The sequence below is a fragment of the Streptomyces sp. CB01881 genome, assembly GCF_002953255.1.
GTDB lineage: Bacteria > Actinomycetota > Actinomycetes > Streptomycetales > Streptomycetaceae > Kitasatospora.
In genome coordinates this window covers 8014615-8035546 of the sequence record NZ_CP026498.1, presented here as the reverse complement: position 1 = coordinate 8035546, position 20932 = coordinate 8014615, and the positions used below count along the sequence as shown (strand labels likewise).

Below are 20932 nucleotides of genomic sequence, written 5' to 3'. Positions count from 1 at the left end.
CGGCAGATGAGCAGCGAGCAGGACCCCGGCGCGGCCGCCGACGCAGCGGTGGCCCGGATCCTGGAGGCCACCGTCCGCCCGGCCGTCGGCGCCCCGCGCGGTGTGGTGGTGGACTCCCCGCCCGGGGCCGGCAAGTCGACCCTGGTGGTGCGCGCCGCCCGGGAGCTGGTCGGGGCGGGCGAGCGGCTGATGATCGTCGCCCAGACCAACGGCCAGGTCGACGACCTGGTCGACCGACTGGCCGAGAAGGCACCGGACCTGACGATCGGCCGGCTGCACGCGGCCGACTCCCGCCCGGGACCCGAGGTGCTGCGCCACGCCAACGTAACGCCCTCGGACAAGGTGGCGGACCTCGCCGAGCTCGACGTGGTGATCTCGACCGCCGCGAAGTGGCAGTGGGTGAAGGCCGAGGCGCCGTGGCGGCACGCGATCGTCGACGAGGCGTACCAGATGCGCTCGGACGCGCTGCTCGCGGTGGCCCGGCTGTTCGAGCGGGCCCTGTTCGTCGGGGACCCCGGCCAGCTGGACCCGTTCACGGTGGTCGGCACCGAGCAGTGGGCGGGCCTGTCGTACGACCCGTCGAGCAGTGCGGTGGTGACGCTGCTCGCGCACAACCCCCGGATCGAGCCGCACCGGCTGCCGGTCTCCTGGCGGCTGCCGGCCACTGCGGCGCCGCTGATCTCCGGCGCGTTCTACCCGTACACGCCGTTCCGCTCCGGCACCGGGCCGGGGGAGCGGCGGCTCACCGCCGCGGTGCGGCCGGACGGCACGGCCCTGGACGCGGCGATCGACCGGGCCGCCGAGCACGGCTGGGCACTGCTGGAGCTGCCGGCCAGGCACACCGTCCGGACCGATCCGCAGGCCGTGGCAGCGGTGGCCGCGACCGTCCGGCGACTGCTGGAGCGGGGGCTCACGGCCCACTCCGAGCAGGGGTCCGCACCGCTCACCCCCGGCCGGATCGCGGTCGGCACCGCCCACCGGGACCAGGCGGCGGCCGTCCGGGCGGCGCTGGTCAAGGCCGGGGTCCCGGTCGACCCGACCGCCGGGCCGGCCGTGACGGTGGACACCGCCAACCGGCTGCAGGGGCGCGAGTACGACGTCACGGTGGTGCTGCACCCGCTGTCCGGGCGGCCGGACGCGACCGCGTTCCACCTGGAGACCGGCCGGCTCTGCGTGCTCGCCTCCCGCCACCGGCACGCCTGCATCGTGGTGGCGCGGGCCGGGATCGCCGAGCTGCTGGACGAGCATCCGTCCACCGAGCCGGTGCAGTTGGGCGTCTCGGTCAAGTTCCCCGACGGCTGGGAGGCCAACCACCAGGTGCTGCACCACCTCGCCGGGCACCGCGTCCGGCTGTGAGCCGGTCGGGCGGGCGGACAGACGGTCGGGCGGAACGGGCGGACGGGCGGGCGGACGGGGCCACTGACTCGGGGCGGAGGCCGTCCGCAGGCACGGCCGGTCCCGGCGGAGCCGCAACAGCCTCACCTGCGCCCGAGCCGCAACGGGGAGTAGCCGGCGGCGGGCCGGCGCGGGGAGCACACCCCGGGCGCGCGCCCCGGGAATAGCGCCCGGACTTGCACCGTTCCGTTACCGGCCATCGCCGCGAGACAATGGACGACGGCCACGACCGGTCGACGCCGTTCCCCGGCGGCCGTCGTCCGCCCCCATCGAGCACCCGGAGGTGTCCGTCCATGCCCGACTCCCACGCCCAGGCTTCCGACCCGAGCGGTGCGACCGCGCCGGCCGGTCCGGGCGGCGCAGGCGCCGGTGAGGCGTCCGCCCCGCGACGGCGGCCCGTGCAGCTCCTGTTCGAGCCGCAGGCCGCCGAGCCGGAGTCGGAGCGCTTCTTCGATCTGGAGTCGATCGACGACCCGGCGGAGCTGCTGCGCCGCTCCACCGAGCTGGCCCTGGCGTTCCGCGCGGCGGCCGATCGGGCCACCGACTTCCAGGCGGTCGCCGCCGCACAACTGGCGGACACCCGCCGGTTCGACGCGCTCTCGGACTCCGAGATAGCGGAGCGGGCGGACTGGACCCCGGACTACGCGGCCAAGATGATCGAGTACGGCCGCGGTCTGCTCCAGCCCCGCCGCCACGACGGCTGACGGCCGCCGCTGCACGGCGGCAACTGCGCCATTGGCATATGCGCCGGGGAAGGGTACGCCGCTCCCCGCCGCGCTGTCCGGCAAACCGCTCTTTCCCTCCCGGCCACGTCCCCGACGCTCCACGCTGCTCTCTGTGGACATCTGGACGTATCAGTCGGTGGAGTACGTCACCGTGGCCGGGGAGGCCTGGCTGGCCTCCGCCAGTGAGTACCCGCGCAGTATGCGCGCCCTGTGGGAGTCACGCCCGTGGGCGCCCTCGGTGCTGCCCTGCGGGCGCGCCTTCGACGTGATCAGCATGCCGTCGCTGTTCGGCCGCCGGGTGCTGGACGAGCTGTGGGCCTCCGGGCCGGGCTGCGGACCGGTCGCCGTCTACCGGGGGCGCACGCTGCTCTTCGTCCAGCCCGGCACCGCCGCCCGGCTGCGCCGGCTGCTGGCCTGGGAGGAGTGGGCCCGGGACGTGCCGCCGCTGCTCTGCCACGGGCGCGGCGACGCGGTGACCGTTCCGCCCGTGCAGCGGATGGTGAACAGCCCGGACTCCCCCGGGCTGGGCGCCGGGCGGTGGATCGTCGCGCCGGAGAGCCGGGAGCCGTGGCTGCCGGGCGCCTCGGTGGTGCTCTGGGCCTGTGTCCGGGCGACCCGCGAGCCGGCCGCCCGGGCCGAGCCGGCGGCCCTGCCCACCGGCTGAGCACCGGCTGAGCCGCCGGGAGGGGCGGTCCGCCCGGGGTGCGGATATTCGATTTTGGCCGGGCCGCACCCCACTGCTAAAGTCTTCTCTGTCAGCAGGCGCCGCTAGCTCAGTTGGTTAGAGCAGCTGACTCTTAATCAGCGGGTCCGGGGTTCGAGTCCCTGGCGGCGCACAGACAGCCGGAAGGCCCCTTGCGAAAGCGAGGGGCCTTCCGGCGTTTCGCAGAAGCACAGGGTCGCGGAGGCGGCGGCTGGAGCGGTGGGGCCGCCCGCCGAAGCGGACGGCCCCACCGGAACCGGACCCTGCCGGAGCCCTCAGCGGCCGCGCAGCGAGCGGTAGCGGGCGACCAGCTCCGCGGTGGAGCTGTCCAGCGCGTCGGCGCCCTCGCCGGTCAGCAGCACCGGCTCGATCCGCTTGGCGAGCACCTTGCCGAGCTCGACGCCCCACTGGTCGAAGGAGTCGATGTTCCAGATCGCGCCCTGGACGAACACCTTGTGCTCGTAGAGCGCGACCAGCTGGCCGAGCACCGACGGGGTCAGCCGGCCGGCCAGGATGGTGGTGGTCGGGTGGTTGCCCTTGAAGGTCTTGTGCGGGACGAGCTCGGCCGGCACGCCCTCCGCCTCGACCTCCTCCGGGGTCTTGCCGAAGGCCAGCGCCTGGGTCTGGGCGAAGAAGTTGGCCAGCAGCAGGTCGTGCTGGGCGACCAGGCCGGGCAGCAGGTCGGCGACCGGCTCGGCGAAGCCGATGAAGTCGGCCGGGATGACCTTGGTCCCCTGGTGCAGCAGCTGGTAGTAGGCGTGCTGGCCGTTGGTGCCGGGGGTGCCCCAGACCACCGGGCCGGTCTGCCAGCCCACCGGGTTGCCGTCCCGGTCCACCGACTTGCCGTTGGACTCCATGTCCAGCTGCTGGAGGTAGGCGGTGAACTTCGACAGGTAGTGCGAGTAGGGCAGCACGGCGTGCGCCTGGGCGTCGAAGAACGCGCCGTACCAGACCCCGAGCAGGCCGAGCAGCAGCGGGACGTTCTCCTCGGGCGGCGCGGTGCGGAAGTGCTCGTCGACCAGGTGGAAGCCGTCCAGCATCTCGCGGAACGCGTCCGGGCCGATGGCGATCATCAGCGAGAGGCCGATCGCCGAGTCGTAGGAGTAGCGGCCGCCCACCCAGTCCCAGAACTCGAACATGTTGGCGGTGTCGATGCCGAAGTCGGCGACGCCCTCGGCGTTGGTGGAGAGCGCGACGAAGTGCCTGGCCACCGCCTCGCCGCCGGCGTCGAGGCCGGTGAGCAGCCAGTCGCGGGCGGACACGGCGTTGGTGATCGTCTCGATCGTGGTGAAGGTCTTGGAGGCGACGATGAACAGCGTCTCGGCCGGGTCCAGGTCGCGGACGGCCTCGTGCAGGTCGGCGCCGTCCACGTTGGAGACGAAGCGGACGTCGAGGTCGCGGTCGGTGTAGGAGCGGAGGACCTCGTAGGCCATGGCGGGGCCGAGGTCGGAGCCGCCGATGCCGATGTTGACGACCGCCCTGATCCGCTTGCCGGTGTGGCCGCGCCACTCCCCGCTGCGGACCTGCCCGGCGAAGGCCGCCATCTTGTCGAGCACGGCGTGCACGGCGGGCACGACGTTCTCGCCGTCGACCTCGATGACGGCGCCGCGCGGGGCGCGCAGCGCGGTGTGCAGGACGGCGCGCTGCTCGGTGGTGTTGATCTTCTCGCCGCGGAACATGGCGTCCCGCAGCGCGGCGACGCCGGTGGCCTCGGCGAGCTCGCGCAGCAGGGTCAGCGTCTCGTCCGTGACCAGTTGCTTGGCGTAGTCGACGTGCAGGTCGCCGACCTGGAGGGTGTAGCGGCGGCCGCGCTCCGGGTCGGCGGCGAACAGCTCGCGCAGGTGCGTCTCGCCCAGCTCCGCGCGGTGCTTGCCGAGGGCGGCCCACTGCGGGGTGCGGTCCAGCGGGGTACGGGCGCCGGCACGGGTCTCCGACATCGGTTGCTCCTCGATTCATCTGGGTGCAGATACCGGCAGGGCCAGGCGGGAGGGTTTCGCGAGGTCGTGCGGGTACTGGCGGTGCGCCGACATCGTTGACGGCCTTGCCCGGGGCCAGCCTATGCAACGCCGGGACCGCCCGCGCACATTCCGTTCGCCGACGCTCCACCGCCGCGCGCCGACGTCGCCGCCGGACGCCCGGCCGACGCCTCCCCGACACCGCCGCCTCACCGTGCCGTCGTTTCCGGACGTCCCGTCACTTCCGTTCGGAGCGGAGGTCGAGCCCGCGCAGCACCTGGTCGACCAGCTCGGGGTCGGCTCCGAGCTCGCTGCGGGCGGCCAGCACCTCGCGCCGGGAGGCGGCGATCATCTCCTGCTCGACGGCGTACGCGGCACGCCACTGGGTGAGCCTCAGCTTCGCCTCGGCGGCGTCCTCCTCGGCGTACTTCTCCGGGCAGAGCCGGGCCAGCCGGTCGTGCTGACGGTCCCGCAGCCGGTCGGCGACCTCGGCGGGCAGGCCGTCCTGCTCCTCCAGCTCGCCGAGCCGGGTGAGGCCGGCCTTGGCGGCCCGCCACCAGAGCTGGCGCACCGCCTGTTCGTGCCGGTCGTGGTCGATGTCCAGGTGCAGCCGCTTGGCCAGCCAGGGCAGGGTGAGGCCCTGGACCAACAGGGTGAACAGGACGACGCTGAAGGCGATGAAGACCAGCCGGCCGCGTTCGGGGAAGGCCGCGCCGGAGTCGACGGTGAGCGGGATGGCCAGGGCCAGGGCGACGGTCGCAACGCCGCGCATCCCGGACCACCAGAGCACCACGCTCTCCTGCCAGCTGATCGGGATGTCCTCCTCGGTCCCGCTGCGCAGCTTCTTGGTGAGCCAGCCGGCCGGCAGCAGCCAGAGGAGCCGGACCAGGACGACGACGGCGATCACCACGGCGGCGTCGCCGAGCATGCTGGTCCAGCCGTTGCCGGCCTCCTTGAGGACGGTCGCCAGCTCCAGGCCGATCAGGCCGAAGGCGACGCCGGTGATCAGGATCTCGACGATCTCCCAGAAGGCGTTGCCGACCAGCCGGTACGAGACGGCGTCGGCGTCGGCGGCCCGCTCGGCGAGGTAGAGCCCGCAGACCACGACGGCGAGCACCCCGGAGCCGTGGATCTCCTCGGCCAGGCTGTAGGCGGCGAACGGCACCAGCAGGTTGAGCGCGACCTGCTGGGTGGGGTCCTCCAGGAGGGAGGCGAGCTTGGCGTTGGCCCAGCCGAGGGCGACGCCGATGACCACGGCGAGGACGGCCGAGAGCACGAAGCGGACGACCGCGTGGCCGGCCGAGAAGTCGCCGCCGACCACCGCGTCGATGGCCAGCGAGTAGACGACGATCGCGGTGACGTCGTTGAACAGGCCCTCGCTCTCCAGGATCGCCACCAGCCGGCGCGGCAGGCCGACGCTGCCGGCCACCGCGACGGCGGCGACCGGGTCGGGCGGGGAGACCAGCGCGCCGAGCGCGATGGCGGCGGCGACCGGGAGCGCGGGCAGCAGCCAGTGCACGGCGCCGGCCACCGCGGCCGTGGTGACCACGACGAGGGCGACGGCGAGCAGCAGGATGGAGCGGACGTTGGCCCGGAAGTAGCGGACCGAGGAGCGCCGGGCGACGGCGAAGATCAGCGGCGGCAGGACCAGCGGGAGGATCAGCGCGGGGTCGATGGCGATGTCCGGGATCTGCGGCACGATCGCCATGACGATGCCGAGCAGCGTCATCAGCACCGGTTGCGGTACGCCGGTCCTGCGCGCGAGCGGCATGGTCACCACGGAGGCGAGCAGCACCAGGAAGAGCAGGGGCAGCTGACCCACGGGGGTTCCTCTCGGCGGCGGACGAGCAGGGCGGCCCGGGCCGTGCGGCCCGGGCCGCCGTCCAGGATAAATCTGACAATGCACCCAACTGCCGCAACACGCCGAACGGGGTTGACTTCAAGCGCACTTCAAGTCTGATCATCGGAGGAGCGCATCCGAGGGTCTGACAGAGAGGCATGAACTCCGCATGAAGGCAGTCACCGTCCCCCGCTTCGGCGGCCCCGAGGTGCTCCGGGTGACCGAGGTGCCCACCCCCGCCGCCGGACCGGGCGAGGTCCGGGTCCGGGTCTACGCGGCCGGGGTGCAGCCCGCCGACCTCGCCGTCCGGGAGGGCTGGTCGCCCCCGGGGGTGCGGGTCGAGCCGCCGGTGGTGCCGGGCAACGAGTTCGCCGGGGTGGTCGACCAGCTCGGGGCGGGCAGCTTCGGCTGGGAGGTCGGCGACGAGGTCCTGGGCTTCCGGCTGCTGCAGAGCTACGCGGACTACGTCACGGTGGACTCCTCCCACCTGGTCGCCAAGCCGGCCGCGATGCCCTGGGAGCAGGCGGGCTCGCTCTCGGCCTCCGGGCAGACCGCGCACGTCGGGCTCAGCGAGCTGAAGGTCGGACCGGGCGAGACCGTGCTGGTGCACGGCGCCTCCGGCGGGGTCGGGACGGTCGCCGTCCAGCTGGCCCGCGCCTGGGGAGCCACGGTGATCGGCACCGCGAGCGAGCGCAACCACGACTACCTGCGCGAGCTGGGGGCGATCCCGGTCACGTACGGCGAGGGGCTGGCCGCGCGGGTGCGGGCGGTGGCGCCGCAGGGCGTGGACGCCGCCTTCGACGCGGCCGGGCGCGGCGCACTGGAGGCCTCCGTCGAGCTGGTCGCCGACCGGGACCGGATCGGCACCGTCGTCGACTACGCCACGGCCGAGCGGCTCGGGCTCCGCTCGCTGCGGGGGCAGCGGACGGCGGCCCGGCTGAGTGAGCTGGTCGAGCTCTGGGAGGCGGGCGGGCTGCGGCTGGAGATCGCCGACACCTTCCCGCTGGAGCGGGCCGCGGACGCGCACCGGCTGGTCGGCACCGGGCACGTCCGGGGGAAGGTCGTCCTCACCCCGTGAGGACACGGAGGCCGGGCGGGCCCGATTGGAAGTTTCGGCTGCTGACCAGGTAATGTTCTCCACGTCAGCAGGCGCCGCTAGCTCAGTTGGTTAGAGCAGCTGACTCTTAATCAGCGGGTCCGGGGTTCGAGTCCCTGGCGGCGCACAGACAGCCGGAAGGCCCCTTGCGAGAGCAAGGGGCCTTCCGGCGTTCCACGCCACGGAACTGCGCGGCTGCACCCCGTCCGCCCGGGCCGGCCGCGCCGGCGCGCGTTTGCGCCGGCGCCCGCCGCCCGCCCGCTCAGTGCGGGATGGCGGCGATCAGCTCGGACGCCCCCTGCCGCTTGAGCGCGAGGGCGGTCGCGGTGCCGAGGTCCTCGGGAGTGAGTGAGCCGGCCCACTCGTGGGCGTCCAGCACCTGCTTGCCGTCCGTGGAGAAGACCCGCCCGCGCAGCGAGAGGCGGCCGTCCGGCTCGGCCTTGGCGTAGCCGGCGATCGGCGAGTTGCAGTGCCCCTGGAGGACGTGCAGGAACATCCGCTCGGCGCTCGCCTCGCGCCAGGTCGGGTGGTCGCCGAGGCCGGTCACCGCCTCGATGGTGGCGGCGTCCTCCTCGCGGCACTGCAGGGCGAGGATGCCGGCGCCGATCGGCGGGCACATCGCCTCGGACGACAGGATCTCGCTGATCCGGGCCTGCTCGCCGATCCGCTCCAGGCCGGAGACCGCGAGCAGCAGCGCGTCGGCCTCGCCGGCCGCCAGCTTCGCGAGACGGCTGTTGGCGTTGCCGCGCATCGGCACACAGGCCAGGTGGGGGTGGGAGGCGGCGAGCTGGGCTTGGCGGCGGACGGAGGAGGTGCCGATCCGCGTCCCCGGCGGCAGCTCGTCGAGCGTGCCGCCACCGGGGTGGACCAGGGCGTCACGGATGTCGTCGCGGCGCAGGTAGGCGGCGAAGACCGTGCCGGCCGGGAGCGGGCGGTCGGCCGGCACGTCCTTCAGGCAGTGCACGGCGAGGTCCGCCTCACCGGCGAGCAGGGCCGCGTCCACCTCCTTGGTGAAGGCGCCCTTGCCGCCGAGCCGCGCGAGGTCCCCCATCCAGCGGTCCCCGGAGGTGGTCACCGGGACCACCTCGGTCCGCACCTGCGGGTGCAGGGCGGCGAGCTCGGCCCGCACGCGCTCGACCTGCGCGAGCGCCATCGGCGAGGAACGGGAGACGATGCGGATCAACTCTGCGGTGGGCATGCGCCGATGATAGGCCGTCATATCTTCGCCGGTTGCCGCGGCTCACCCGCGGCGGGCCGGGAACCCGTGGGTGCGGGCGGCGGTGACCACGGCGAGGACGGGCAGCAGCAGGGCGAGGACGGTCCAGGGGAAGGAGCCCGCCCCGTACCGGTCCAGCAGGATCCCGCCGGCCACGCCGCCGGCGGCCATCGCGGCGTTCCAGAGCGTGACCAGCATCGCCTGGACGGCGTCGGCCTGTTCGCCGCCCGCCTGGCCGGCGGCGGTCTGCAGCAGGGTCGGGGCGCCGCCCCAGCCGAGCCCCCAGAGGGCTGCAGCGGCATAGACCACGGCCGGGCTGCCCGACAGGAGGGCCAGCGCCGCGGCGGCCAGGGCGACGAGCAGGACGGCTGCGATGGTCAGTGCGCGCAGCCGCCGGTGGATCCAGGCGCCGGTGATCCAGATGCTGAGCAGGGAGGCGGCGCCGAAGACCAGCAGGACGACGTCGGTCGAGCCGCCCATGCCGAGCCCGTCCAGGAACGGCGCGACGTACGCGTACAGGACGGTGTGCGCCAGCACGAGGACCAGGGTGACGAAGAGGACGGGCACCACCCCGGGGACGGACAGCGCCCGCAGCACCGGCGCGCGGCCCTGCGCCCGCTGCCCGGGCCCGTCGGCGACGGTGGCGGCGATCCAGCCGACGACGATCACCGCGAGGGCCGTCATCAGCAGGAAGACCACCCACCAGCCGAGCACCCGCCCCAGGAAGGTCCCGGCGGGCACGCCCAGCGAGAGGGCCACCGGGATGCCCGTCATCACGATCGCGATCGCCTTGCCCTGGAGGTGCCGGGGCGCCAGCCGCCGCGCGAACCCGGCCAGCAGCGCCCAGGCCAGCCCGGCCGCGACCCCGGCGGCGAACCGGGCCGCCATGGTCAGCGCGTACTGGCCGGAGAGCGCGGTGACGGTGTTGGCGACGGCGAACCCGGCCATCGCGGTGACCAGCAGCCGCTTGCGCCGCCAGCCGGCGGTGGCCGAGGTCAGCGGAATGGCGGTGGCCGCCGTCCCGATCGCGTAGACGGTGACCGACTGGCCCATGGCGGACTCGCTGACGCCCAGGTCGGCGCTCATCGCGGGCAGGACGCCGGCCGGCAGGGTCTCGGTGAGGGCGGTGACGAAGACGGCGGTGGCCAGAGCCAGCAGGGCCGGCACGGGAAGTGTCCGTGGTTCCACGGCTGTTGGACGTTCGATGGTCGACATGACGGCTATGCTCAAACCATCACACTGATGTGAAGGTCAAGCCCGGTCACGAGGTGGAGTCGGATGCGCATCGGAGAGCTGTCGGAGCGGACCGGCGCGTCCCGGAGGCTGCTGCGCTACTACGAGGAACAGGGTCTCATCGTCGCCGGGCGCTGTGCCAACGGCTACCGCTCCTACGACGAGTCCTCCGTCGACCGGGTGCTGCAGATCAGGGGCCTGCTCGACTCCGGGCTGCCGACCAGGATCATCAAGCAGATCCTGCCCTGCCTGAACAGGCCCAGGGTCATCCACTTCCCGGACGCCACCCCGGAGATGATCGCCACCCTGGAGGGCGAGCTCACCGGCATGACCCGGCGCATCGAGTTCCTGACCCGCAACCGGGACGCCATCGCCGAGTACCTGGAGGCGGTCCGGACCGGGCCCTGAGGCGGTACTCCGGCGGGCGCCGGACGGTGGGGAGGGACCGTCCGGCGCCCGGCGGGGGCGGGTCAGCGGCGGAAGTAGCCGTCGAAGTTCTTCGAGAACTCCCGGCCGCCGAACTGGTCCCAGTTGATGGACCAGGTCATCAGGCCCCGCAGGTTCGGCTGGGCGCCGGCCCTGGGGACGTAGCCGCCGCAGTTGGCGAGCTTGGTGAGGCAGTCGAGGGCCTTGTCGACCTCGGCGGGGGCGACGTAGCCGTTGCCCGCGTTGGTGGTGGCCGGCATGCCGATGGCGAGCTGGGAGGCCGGCAGGGGCGGGAACACGTTGGCGGTGTTGCCCGCGACCGGGAAGCCCTTGAGCAGCATGTCGGTCATCGCGACGTGGAAGTCGGCGCCGCCCATCGAGTGGTACTGGTTGTCCAGGCCCATGATGGAGCCCGAGTTGTAGTCCTGGACGTGCAGCAGGGTGAGGTCGTCGCGCAGGGCGTGGATCACCGGCAGGTAGGCGCCGGCGCGCGGGTCCTGGCCGCCCCAGGGGCCGGAACCGTAGTACTGGTAGCCGAGTTGGACGAAGAAGGTCTCCGGCGCCATGGTGAGGACGAAGTTCGGGCCGTACTTGGCCTTGAGCGTCTTCAGCGCGGAGATCAGGTTGACGACGACCGGGCTGGTCGGGTTCTTGAAGTCGGTGTCGCCGGTCTGGAGGGACAGCGAGTGGCCCTCGAAGTCGATGTCCAGGCCGTCCAGGCCCCACTTGTCGATGATCGCGGAGACCGAGCTGACGAAGGTGTCGCGGGCGGCGGCGGTGGTGAGCTGGACCTGGCCGTTCTGGCCGCCGATCGAGATCAGCACCTTCTTGCCCTTGGCCCGCTTGGCGGCGATGGCGGCCTTGAAGTCGGCGTCGGACTCGACGGTCGGGCACTCGGTGGCCGGGCAGCGGTTGAACCGGATGTCGCCGGAGGTGACCGAGGTCGGCTCACCGAAGGAGAGGTTGACGAAGTCCCAGGAGTCGGGGACGTCGGCCATCCGGGTGTAGCCGGCGCCGTTGGCGAAGCTGGCGTGCAGGTAGCCGACCAGGGAGTGGCCGCCGGTGGGCGGCGCGGTCGGCGAGGCGGTGTCGGTGGGGGTGGCGGTGGCCGTCGGGGTGGCGGTCGCGGTCGGGGTGGCGGTGGGCGAGGCGGTGACGGTCGGGGAGGCCGTCGCGGTGGGCGAGGCGGTGGGCGTGGGCGCGCCCGGGCCGTCCAGCGAGAGGTCGTCCGCGTAGTAGGTGCCCTGGCCGTACCAGCCGTGCGTGTACACGGTGGCGCTGGTCTGGGTGGCGCCGGTGGTGAAGCCGACGCTGAGCTTCTGGTACGCGCCGCCGGTGCCGGGTGTCCAGGTGCTGGTGCCGCCGTTCACGCCGACGTAGACGTACGAGCCCTTGACCCAGGCGCTGAAGGTGTACGTGGTGTTGGGGGCGACCGCGACGGTCTGGGTGCACTGGGCGGTGTCGCCCGCCGAGGCGGCCGCCGCGAGGGCGTAACCGCCGCCGTGGGCCTGGCCGGTGACAACGCTGCCGGTGCCGCCGGTGCAGCTCCACGGGCCCAGGGCGCCGCTCTCGAAGCCGCCGTTGACCAGGAACTCCCCGGCCGAGGCGGCGGGTGCCAGACCCAGGGCCAGGCCGGCCATGGTGGCGGCGGCGACGGCCGAGGCGGTGCCGGCGGCGAGCAGCGTCCGGGGGCGGCGGCCGGCGGGCGAGTGGCCGGCGGGTGCGGGTGCGGGTGTTCTGCGCATGCGGGGGACTCCTGCGGGGGCGCGGATCGTGGGGGACGTCCGAGGGCACGGCAAGGGTCGTGCCAGTGGGGGTTCGGCCCGACCGCGCACCCTAGTTGGACTAGACCACTGAAGTGGATCCGCCGGTGCGGTGTCAATGGTCCAGACCGGCTGGACGCTCACGGGGCCGGTCGGGGCACGGTGTCCGGTTGCCGGGCGTGACACCCCGTCGAACCATGGAGAGGTGACATCGCCCGGCTACCTCCGCTACCCCCACCTGCGCGGGGGCCTGCTGGCGTTCACCGCCGAGGACGACGTCTGGGTGGCGCCGCTCGCCCCGGACGGCACCGTCGGCCGCGCCTGGCGGGTCAGCTGCGACCGCACCCGGGTCAGCCACCCCCGGCTCTCCCCCGACGGCCGCGCCCTCGGCTGGACCGGCTGGCAGGCGCTGACCCCCGAGGTCTGGACCGCCCCCGTGGAGGGCGGCGAGGCCGTCCGGCTCACCCACTGGGGCAGCCAGGACACCCGGCTGCGCGGCTGGCTGCCCGACGGCGAACTGCTCGCCGTCACCTCGTTCCACGAGCCCTTCGGCCACTACACCTGGGCGCACGCCCTGCCGCCGGACGGCTCGCCCGGGCGCCGGATGCCCTGGGGACCGGTCGGCGACGCCCAGATGAGCCGGGCGCACACCGTGCTGCTCACCGGCACCGCCCCGCACGAACCGGCCGCCTGGAAGCGCTACCGCGGCGGCGCCACCGGGCGGCTCTGGGTGGACGGCGAACGCGTCCTGGAAGGACACCGGGGGCACTTCGCCTCCCCGATGCCGGTCGCCTCGGCCGACGGCGACCGGATCGCCTTCCTCTCCGACCACGAGGGCGTCGGCAACGTCTACTCCTGCCGCCCCGACGGCACCGACCTGCGCCGGCACACCGACCACGCCTCGTACTACGCCCGGGAGGCCGCCACCGACGGCACCCGGATCGTCTACCAGCACGCCGGCGACCTCTGGCTGCTGGAGAGCCTGGACGCCGCCGCCCCGCAGCGGCTGCACGTCCCGCTCGGCGGCTCCCGGGCCGGCCGCCGGCCCTACCAGGTGAGCGCCGCCTCGCACGTCAAGGACCTCGCCTGCGACCGGACCGGCCGCGCCGGGGTGGTCACCGTGCGCGGCAGCCAGTACTGGCTGACCCACCGCGACGGCCCCGCCCGGGCCCTCGCCGACACCCCGGGCGTGCGCACCCGGCTGCCGGTGGTGCTCGGACAGACCGGCGAGGCCTGCTGGATCACCGACGCCGAGGGCGAGGACGCGGTCGAGATCGTGCCGCTGCCCGGGCACGAGCAGGCCCCCGGCCGGCCGGGGCACCGGCTGCTGGCCGGCGGCCTGCTCGGCCGCGTCCTGGAACTGACCGCGGCCCCCGACGGCACCCTCCTGGCCGCCGCCGCCTCCGACGGCCGGCTGCTGCTGGTGGCCACCGCCGACGGGGCCGTCCGCGAACTGGCCGCCTCCGGCCACGGCCCGGTCTCCGGCGCCCGCTTCTCCCCCGACTCGCGCTGGATCGCCTGGTCCCAGCCGGTGGCCGGCCGCTCACTGCGCCGGATCCGGCTCACCCACGCCGACGCGCACACGGCGATCACCGAGGTCACCGACGGCCGGTTCGAGGACGAGCAGCCGGTCTTCACCCGGGACGGCCGCTACCTGGCCTTCCTCTCCTGGCGCGGCTTCGACCCGGTCCACGACGTGCACACCGGCGACCTCTCCTTCCCGCTCGGCTGCCGCCCCTACCTCGTCCCGCTCGCCGCCGACACCCCGTCCCCGTTCGCCGCGCCCGCCGAGGACGGCGGCCCGCGCGGCGACGGCGGCGGCGACGGCACCGTCCACGTCGACCCGGAGGGCATCGGCGAGCGGCTGCTCCCGTTCCCGGTGATCGCCTCCAAGTACTCCGCCACCGACGCCGTGCGCGGCGGCCTGCTCTGGCTGCGCTGGCCGATCTCCGGCACCCTCGGGCAGACCTTCACCAACCCCGACGACACCTCCGGACGCCCCTCCCTGGAGTACTTCGACCTGGCCCGGGGCAGCCGCTCGACGCTGGCCGACAGACTCGACGGCTACGCCGTCTCCGGCGACGGCGGCTCGGTCGCCGTCTACTCGGCCGGCACCCTGCGGATCGTGCCGGTCAACGCCCCCACCGCCGGGACCACCGTGGACCTGCGCCGGATCACCCACACCGTGCACCCGGCCGCCGAGTGGCGCCAGGCGTACGGCGAGGCGGCCCGGATCGTCCGGGACCAGTTCTGGGACGCCGGGATGTGCGGGCTGGACTGGCCCGCGCTGGTCGCCCAGTACCAGCCGCTGCTGGACCGGGTGGCCGGCCCGGACGACTTCGCCGACCTGCTGCGCGAACTCCTCGGCGAACTGGGCACCTCGCACGCGTACGTCACCCCGTCCCGGCGCGGCGAGGGGCCCGCGCTCGCGCAGCAGCCGCTCGGACTGCTCGGCGCCAACGCCCACCGCGCCGCCGACGGGCGCTGGCTGGTCGACCGCGTCCTGCCCGGCGAGTCCTCCGACCCCCGGGCCCGCGCCCCGCTCGCCACCCACGGTGTCCGCGACGGCGACGAGCTGCTCGCGGTGGCCGGGCGCCCGCTGGACCCGGTCCGCGGCCCGGACCCGCTGCTGGCCGGCACCGGCGGCACCACCGTCGAACTCACCCTGCGCAGCGGCCCGGACGGCCCGGTCCGCCGGATCTCCGTCTCCCCGCTGACCGACGAGCGGCCCATCCGCTACCAGGACTGGGTGGCCAGGCGCCGGACCCTGGTCCGGGAGTTCAGCGACGGCCGGTGCGGCTACCTGCACATCCCCGACCTCGGCGGCTCCGGCTGGGCGCAGTTCAACCGGGACGTCCGCCGGGAGATGGACAAGCCCGCGCTGGTCCTCGACGTGCGCGGCAACGCCGGCGGCAACGTCTCCGAACTGGTGCTGGAGAAACTCACCCGGCGGGTGCTGGCCTGGGACTTCAGCCGCGGACGGCAGCCGGTGCGCTGGCCCCGGGACGCGCCGCGCGGGCCGGTGGTGGCGCTCGCCGACGAGGCGACCAGCTCCGACGGGGACGTCATCATCACCGCGATCAAGCTGCTCGGGCTGGGCCCGGTGGTGGGCAACCGGACCTGGGGCGGGGTGGTCGGCATGACCGGGCGGCACACGCTCGGCGACGGGACGCAGATCTCGGTGCCGAAGAACGCCTCCTGGTTCACCGGCGGACTCGGCTGGTCGGTGGAGAACCACGGCGTGGAGCCGGACGTGCACGTGCTGCGCACCCCGCAGGACTGGGCCCGCGGGCGGCACGTCGAGCTGGTCACGGCGGTGCGGCTGGCGCTGGACCTGCTGGAGGACGCGCCGGCCGCCGCACCGCCGCCGGAGGACACCCCACGCCCGGACCTGCGGCGGCCGCCGCTGCCGCCACGGGCGTGACGAGGGGGCGCGCCCCGGGCGGGCGCGCCCCCTCGTGTGTCACCGCGCGGCGTGTGCCCCCGCGTGGCTGCGGCCTCCGGGTCAGTCCCAGGGGTCACCCTCGGCGGTCATGTCCTCCCGGGCCCGCTCCTCGGCCTCCCGGTCGCTGACGCCTGCCGCCTCCTGCGTCTCGCGGGCCTTCTCGATCTCGGGGCCGAACGCGTCGGCGGCCTCGTCGTGGGCGAGGGCGGCGCGCTGGGCGGGGTCCGTCATCGCGGTGGTGTCCTGCTCGTGGCTCCCGCCGAGGGAGGACCTGGCCTCCTCGGAGGCGTCGTGCGCCTTGTGGCGGAACCTGTCGAAAATGCCCATGACTCCTCCTCCGGACGAATACCGGGCTGCCCCCACTCTCACACCGGGACGGGAGGAGCGCATCCCCGGGCCGCGGACCCCAAGGGACGGCCGGGGCCCGCGGCGGAGGGGCTCAGCCGCTGACGCTCGCCGTACCGGTCTCCAGGTGGCCGGTGAACCGCTGCGACCAGGTGGTGTCGGCGTCCACCGTGACGGTGAAGTCGTACCAGCCGCCGGTGTAGGCGACGGCGTTGAAGAAGTCGGTGACGCTGCCGCCGGCCGGGACCTGGTACGTCCAGGGGCCGTCCGTGCGGTAGTTGTTGGAGGCGATGGTGAAGGTCAGCGGCGTGGTGCCGGTGTTGGCGAGCTTGAAGTAGACCGCGAGCCTGCCGGTGCCCGGCTCGACGGCGTACGAGGCGGTGACGGCCGCGTTCTTGCCCGCCTTGGTGGCGTCGCCCTTGAAGCGGCGCAGGAAGCGGTTGGGGCCGACCACCGAGAGGTCGTACGGGCCGCCGCCGAAGCCGGTGCCGCAGTTGAAGAAGTCGCTGGTGTTGCCGCCCGGGTCGACGGTGTACTGCCAGGGGCCGCCGCCGCGGTAGGCGTTGGCGTAGGCGGCGAAGTGGGCCGACTTCACCGCCGCCGCGCCCGCGTTCTCCATCCTGATCCAGACCTTGATCGCCCCGGCCGAGCCGAACTCCAGGTGGTCCAGGTTGGCGTTCGGCTGGTACGGCAGGGCACGCGCGGGGCGGGTGCCGGACTCCTGCACCGGGAGCTGGTTGTTCACCGGGGCGGGGTTGGGCAGCGGGCCGCAGGCGGACAGGCCGATGGTCTGCGAGGTGTCGGGCAGCGCGGGCAGGCCGTAGACCGGGTTGGCGAAGTCGAACATGCTGGTCAGGTCGCCGCAGATGCGCCGGCGCCAGTCGCTGATGTTCACGCACTTGGCGGGAGTGCCGAGGGCGGCCGTCCAGGCCTCCATGAAGCGCAGTACCGAGGTGTGGTCGAAGACCTCGGAGTCGACCCAGCCGCCGCGGGTCCAGGGCGAGATGGCGATCATCGGGACGCGGAAGCCCAGCCCGATATTCTTGCCGCTGTAGAACTCGCCGGGGGTGCCGGCCGGGGCGGCCGGCGGTGGGACGTGGTCGAAGAAGCCGTCGTTCTCGTCGTAGTTGAGGAAGAGGACGGTGGAGTTGAAGACGTCCGGGTTCGCGTTGAGGGCGTCGATCACGTTGTGGACGAAGTGCGCGCCGTCGGCCGGCGTGGCGTACGGGTGCTCGGAGACCTCCTGGTTGGGCACGATCCAGGAGACCTGCGGGAGGGTGCCGTTCAGCACGTCGGCCCTGATCGCGGCGACGATGTCGTCCGGGGTGCGCCCGGTGGCCTTCGGCACGGAGCCCATGCCCTTGACGGCGAGCGGACTGCCGGCCGGGGCGCCCGAGAACTGGGTGAAGTAGGCCAAGGCGTTGTCGCCGTAGTTGTCGGCGGCGTTCTGGTAGACCTTCCAGCTCACGCCGGCGTTCTCCAGCGCCTCGGCGTAGGTCTGCCAGCGCAGGCCCTTCTCGTCGCCGCCGTCGTACGCGGGGCCGCCGGCCTTGCCGTCCGGGTCGATCTGGCCGGACCAGTGGTAGGTGCGGTTGGGGCCGGTGGCACTGAGGACGGAGCAGAAGTAGGCGTCGCAGACGGTCCAGTTCTCGGCGAGCGCATAGTGGAACGGGATGTCCTGGCGGGTGAGGTAGCCCAGGGTGCGGGCGTTGCCCTTGGCGAGGACCCAGGAGTCCAGCTTGCCGCCGTTCCATGCGGTGTGCTGGTCGCTCCAGCCGTGCGCGAGGTCGCCGTTGCACTGGGCCAGCCGCTCCGGGTCGGCCCCGCCGGCGGGCTTGGTCAGGCTGAACTGCCACGGGTACTGGCGGCCCAGGCCGTTGGGCTGGTTGAAGACGCTGTAACCGCCGGCGATCTGGATCGCGCTGCGGTCGGCGAAGCCGCGCACGCCGCGCAGCATCCCGAAGTAGTGGTCGAAGCTGCGGTTCTCCTGCATCAGGATGACGACGTGCTGCGCGTCCGCGATGGTGCCGGTCTGCGACAGCGCCGCCGACGGCGCGGCGGCGGGCGTACCCGGTGCCGCGCCCGCGCCGGTGGTCCCGGCCACGGCCAGACCGGCCGCGGCCGCTCCCGACAGTGCGACGAACTTCCTACGACTCAGCTCGGCCATCTGCCCGGCCCGTCCCTTCGCTGGCGATGTTGTGCACACAAGTTGGGCCCCCGATCGCGCAGCATCCTCCACCCCGCCGGGCCTCCCCACCAGAGGGCCTCGTCAGGGTTGGCGGACTGTTCGCCCCGTCGTCACCGGGCGACGTCCGGCTGAACGCCCGGCCTCAGTCCTTCACGGTGATGCCCAGGGCGTGGGCGAACTGGGGTGCCAGTTCGAGGAGTTGGGTGGAGCTGATGACGGCGCCCTGCAGGCCCTGGTGGCCGTCGGGCAGGCCGAGGCTGACGGCGCCGCGCAGGTCGGCCCTGCTGAGCCTCGCCCCGCGCAGGCGGACCTCCTCCAGGGTGGTGCCGGGGAAGGAGACGTCCGTCAGCCGGGCGTCGCCGAAGTCCACGTCGCGCAGCAGGCAGTCCTCGAAGACGACGTCACGCAGGACGGCCGCGCGCAGGTTGACCGCCTCCAGCTTGCAGCCGCGGAAGACCGTGCGGCGCAGCGCCGAGCCGTGGGCGGAGACGCCGGCCAGCACGCCGCCGGTGACCGCGCTGTCCTGCCACTCGGACTCGCTGAGGTCGCAGCCCACCCAGCGGCCGGCCTGCGCCCAGACCTCGTTGAAGCGGGCCTGGCGGAGCTTGACCCCGCTCAGCGCGACGCCGGTGAAGGCGCACTCCAGGAAGGTCGCGCCGCCGGCCCGCTGGTCGGTGTACTCGCCGCCGTCGAAGTGCACGGTGTCGTAGCGCTCGTCGCTGCGCAGCGGCCCGGTGTGCGGGGTCAGCAGGTGGGCGTAGGGCAGGTCGCAGAGGCGGTCGGGGACGGGGAGCGGCATGGCGGACGGCACCTCGCGGTCGGCGGACGGGTCTCGCCCGCATGCTCGCACGCGGCACCGACAGGCCCGGCCACCCACGGGGGCGGCCGGGCCGTTGCGTGCCGGGGCGGTGGATCAGCCGCGCGCCCAGAGGGAGTTGACCCGGCTGCGCTCGGCGCTGTTCGGGTACGGGTTGGTGCAGGAGGTGCCGGGGCCGCCACCGGACATCAGCTCGCTGCACGGGCCGGAGTAGTGGTCCGGCAGGCCGAGCACGTGCCCGGTCTCGTGGGCGGTGACCCGGGTGGAGTTGTACTGCCGGTTCTGCTGGTAGTCCAGGAAGATGTACCCGCGGCCGTGCCCGTCGGTGCTGGCGTACGAGCCGCGCGAGTCGTTGCCCTCGTAGTAGCGGAAGTCGGCGGCCGAGCCGGAACGCAGCTGGACGTTGCCGACCGAGCTGTTCCAGATCTGGGCGCTCTGGGCTATCTGGTTGCGGAAGGTCGGCGCGCTGCTGGCGTCGTAGGTGACGTAGACGACCTTGAGGTACGGCGTGGCCGCCTGCTTGGCGAGCGCCGACTTCATCACGGCCTCGTAGAACGCCTGGTTGTCGGCGTCCTCGGCGGCCGAGCCCGCGTAGCCCGCGGCGGCGGTGTAGCCCTGGACCGGTGCGGCGGGCGCCGCCACGGGCGCGGCGACGGGCGCGGCGACGGGCGCGGCGACGGCCGTGGCGGGCAGGGCGGCGAGGCCGGCCGCGAGCACCAGGCCGACGGCGGCGGAGAGCGTGCGGGACATGCGGTTCATGTGGGGGCTCCTGTTCGCGGGTGCCGCGGCCGCCCGGGGGCGGGCCGCGGTGAACGGGTGAACGGGTGAACGGTGCGCGGTGCGGGGGTGCGCGGTGAAGCGGTGCGCGGTGAAGCGGTGCGCAGGGGTACCGCGGTGTTGGGGTGAAGGGGTGCCTGGTCGGCGTAAAACGGAACGGCGGTCAGCGCGCGGTGGCGGCCAGCCCGTTCTGCCAGAGGGTGTTGACCCGGCGCCGCTCGGCGCTGTTCGGGTACGGGTTGGTGCAGGACGGGCCGGGGCCGCCGCCGGACATCAACTCGCTGCACGGGCCGGAGTAGTGGTCCGGCAGGCCGAGCACGTGCCCGGTCTCGTGGGCGGTGACCCGGGTGGAGTCGTACTGCTGGTTCTGGGTGTAGTCGAGGAAGATGTAGCCGGACCCGTGGCCGTCGGTGCTGGCGTACGAGCCGTTGCTCGGGTCGTCGCCCTCGTAGTAGGCGAAGTCGGCGTTGGAACCGGCCTGGAGCCGGACGTTGCTGACCGAGCCGTTCCAGATCTGGGCGGCCCGGGCTATCTCGGAGGAGAACGACGGGGCGCTGCTGGGGTCGTAGGTGACCACGACGGCCTTGAGGAACGGCGTGGCGGCCTGCTTGGCGCGCGCCGACTTCATCACGGCCTCGAAGAAGGCCTGGTTGTCGGCCTTGCCGCCGCTCTTCTGCGCCGCCGCCGCAGGGGTGTAGTGCTGCACGGCTGCGGCGCCGGACGCGGGCGCGGCCGAGGCGGCGGTGGGAAGGGCGGCGACGCCGGCGGCGAGCGCCAGGCCGAGGGCAGCGGAAAGCGTCCGCGACATGCGGTTCATGTGGGGGCTCCGATTGTGCGAGCGCCGCGGCCGGTGGGGGCCTGCCGCGGGGCACCGGATGAATCCTGCTGCCCCAGAGCTTCGGTCAGGGCGGCGGCCCGGCGGATGATGTCAACCGGCGATAGCGCGAGCCAATCTCCCCCGGGCGGCGGGGGTCCGGAGCCGGGCGGCGGGGGTCCGGAGCCGGGCGG

Annotated in this window: 16 protein-coding genes and 2 tRNA genes; 8 read left to right on the top strand and 10 right to left on the bottom strand. The window is 73.9% G+C overall.

The window, feature by feature from the left end:
* Nucleotides 1-6: 6 nt before the first annotated feature.
* From C2142_RS25145 to C2142_RS25130, 4 genes are all read left to right on the top strand, one after another.
* The gene (locus tag C2142_RS25145) at nucleotides 7-1356 is read left to right on the top strand and encodes an AAA family ATPase (RefSeq protein WP_148645054.1); all 1350 of its coding nucleotides are present in this window, start codon (nucleotides 7-9) and stop codon (nucleotides 1354-1356) included.
* A gap of 332 nt (nucleotides 1357-1688) precedes the next feature.
* Nucleotides 1689-2099, top strand: coding sequence for a hypothetical protein (locus tag C2142_RS25140; RefSeq protein ID WP_241002768.1), 411 nt, complete (start codon nucleotides 1689-1691; stop codon nucleotides 2097-2099).
* 73 nt (nucleotides 2100-2172) lie between these two features.
* Nucleotides 2173-2784: a bifunctional DNA primase/polymerase gene (locus tag C2142_RS25135; protein WP_174315773.1), complete on the top strand. Its 612-nt coding sequence runs from the start codon at nucleotides 2173-2175 to the stop codon at nucleotides 2782-2784.
* A 98-nt stretch (nucleotides 2785-2882) separates the two neighbouring features.
* Nucleotides 2883-2956: transfer RNA gene (locus C2142_RS25130), tRNA-Lys, on the top strand.
* Between the two features lie 142 nt (nucleotides 2957-3098).
* Here C2142_RS25130 and pgi read toward each other — a convergent pair.
* Nucleotides 3099-4760: a glucose-6-phosphate isomerase gene (pgi, locus tag C2142_RS25125; RefSeq protein WP_148645052.1), complete on the bottom strand. Its 1662-nt coding sequence runs from the start codon at nucleotides 4758-4760 to the stop codon at nucleotides 3099-3101.
* A 256-nt stretch (nucleotides 4761-5016) separates the two neighbouring features.
* Nucleotides 5017-6600, bottom strand: a complete 1584-nt coding sequence (locus C2142_RS25120; protein ID WP_148645051.1) for a Na+/H+ antiporter — start codon at nucleotides 6598-6600, stop codon at nucleotides 5017-5019.
* 187 nt (nucleotides 6601-6787) lie between these two features.
* On the opposite strand from C2142_RS25120, the gene C2142_RS25115 reads away from it, so the two are divergent.
* The gene (locus C2142_RS25115) at nucleotides 6788-7696 is read left to right on the top strand and encodes an NADP-dependent oxidoreductase (RefSeq protein ID WP_148645050.1); all 909 of its coding nucleotides are present in this window, start codon (nucleotides 6788-6790) and stop codon (nucleotides 7694-7696) included.
* A gap of 71 nt (nucleotides 7697-7767) precedes the next feature.
* Nucleotides 7768-7841, top strand: a tRNA-Lys gene (locus C2142_RS25110).
* A 135-nt stretch (nucleotides 7842-7976) separates the two neighbouring features.
* Here C2142_RS25110 and hemC read toward each other — a convergent pair.
* Nucleotides 7977-8912 (bottom strand): hydroxymethylbilane synthase, encoded by a 936-nt coding sequence (gene hemC / locus C2142_RS25105; protein WP_148645049.1) that lies wholly within the window; start codon nucleotides 8910-8912, stop codon nucleotides 7977-7979.
* A gap of 42 nt (nucleotides 8913-8954) precedes the next feature.
* Nucleotides 8955-10145 (bottom strand): MFS transporter, encoded by a 1191-nt coding sequence (locus C2142_RS25100; protein ID WP_148645048.1) that lies wholly within the window; start codon nucleotides 10143-10145, stop codon nucleotides 8955-8957.
* Nucleotides 10146-10208: 63 nt separating this feature from the next.
* Between C2142_RS25100 and C2142_RS25095 the strand changes: the two genes are divergently transcribed.
* Nucleotides 10209-10571, top strand: coding sequence for a MerR family transcriptional regulator (locus C2142_RS25095; RefSeq protein ID WP_148645047.1), 363 nt, complete (start codon nucleotides 10209-10211; stop codon nucleotides 10569-10571).
* Between the two features lie 62 nt (nucleotides 10572-10633).
* Here the strand turns inward: C2142_RS25095 and C2142_RS25090 are convergent, their stop codons facing one another.
* On the bottom strand, nucleotides 10634-12229 hold the full coding sequence (locus tag C2142_RS25090) for a glycosyl hydrolase family 18 protein (protein ID WP_241003267.1): 1596 nt from the start codon (nucleotides 12227-12229) through the stop codon (nucleotides 10634-10636).
* Nucleotides 12230-12557: 328 nt separating this feature from the next.
* On the opposite strand from C2142_RS25090, the gene C2142_RS25085 reads away from it, so the two are divergent.
* Nucleotides 12558-15776 (top strand): S41 family peptidase, encoded by a 3219-nt coding sequence (locus tag C2142_RS25085; protein WP_241002766.1) that lies wholly within the window; start codon nucleotides 12558-12560, stop codon nucleotides 15774-15776.
* An 81-nt stretch (nucleotides 15777-15857) separates the two neighbouring features.
* Here C2142_RS25085 and C2142_RS25080 read toward each other — a convergent pair whose 3' ends face one another.
* The 5 genes from C2142_RS25080 to snpA (C2142_RS25060) form a co-directional block, all read right to left on the bottom strand.
* Nucleotides 15858-16124, bottom strand: coding sequence for a hypothetical protein (locus C2142_RS25080; RefSeq protein ID WP_148645045.1), 267 nt, complete (start codon nucleotides 16122-16124; stop codon nucleotides 15858-15860).
* 112 nt (nucleotides 16125-16236) lie between these two features.
* A complete protein-coding gene (locus tag C2142_RS25075) occupies nucleotides 16237-18309 on the bottom strand; it encodes a phospholipase C, phosphocholine-specific (protein ID WP_148645044.1) in 2073 nt (690 codons plus the stop codon).
* A 163-nt stretch (nucleotides 18310-18472) separates the two neighbouring features.
* On the bottom strand, nucleotides 18473-19129 hold the full coding sequence (locus tag C2142_RS25070; protein ID WP_148645043.1) for a pentapeptide repeat-containing protein: 657 nt from the start codon (nucleotides 19127-19129) through the stop codon (nucleotides 18473-18475).
* Nucleotides 19130-19243: 114 nt separating this feature from the next.
* Nucleotides 19244-19897, bottom strand: a complete 654-nt coding sequence (gene snpA / locus C2142_RS25065) for a snapalysin (protein WP_148645896.1) — start codon at nucleotides 19895-19897, stop codon at nucleotides 19244-19246.
* A 190-nt stretch (nucleotides 19898-20087) separates the two neighbouring features.
* Nucleotides 20088-20741, bottom strand: coding sequence for a snapalysin (gene snpA / locus C2142_RS25060; RefSeq protein WP_148645042.1), 654 nt, complete (start codon nucleotides 20739-20741; stop codon nucleotides 20088-20090).
* Between the last annotated feature and the right edge of the window lie 191 nt (nucleotides 20742-20932).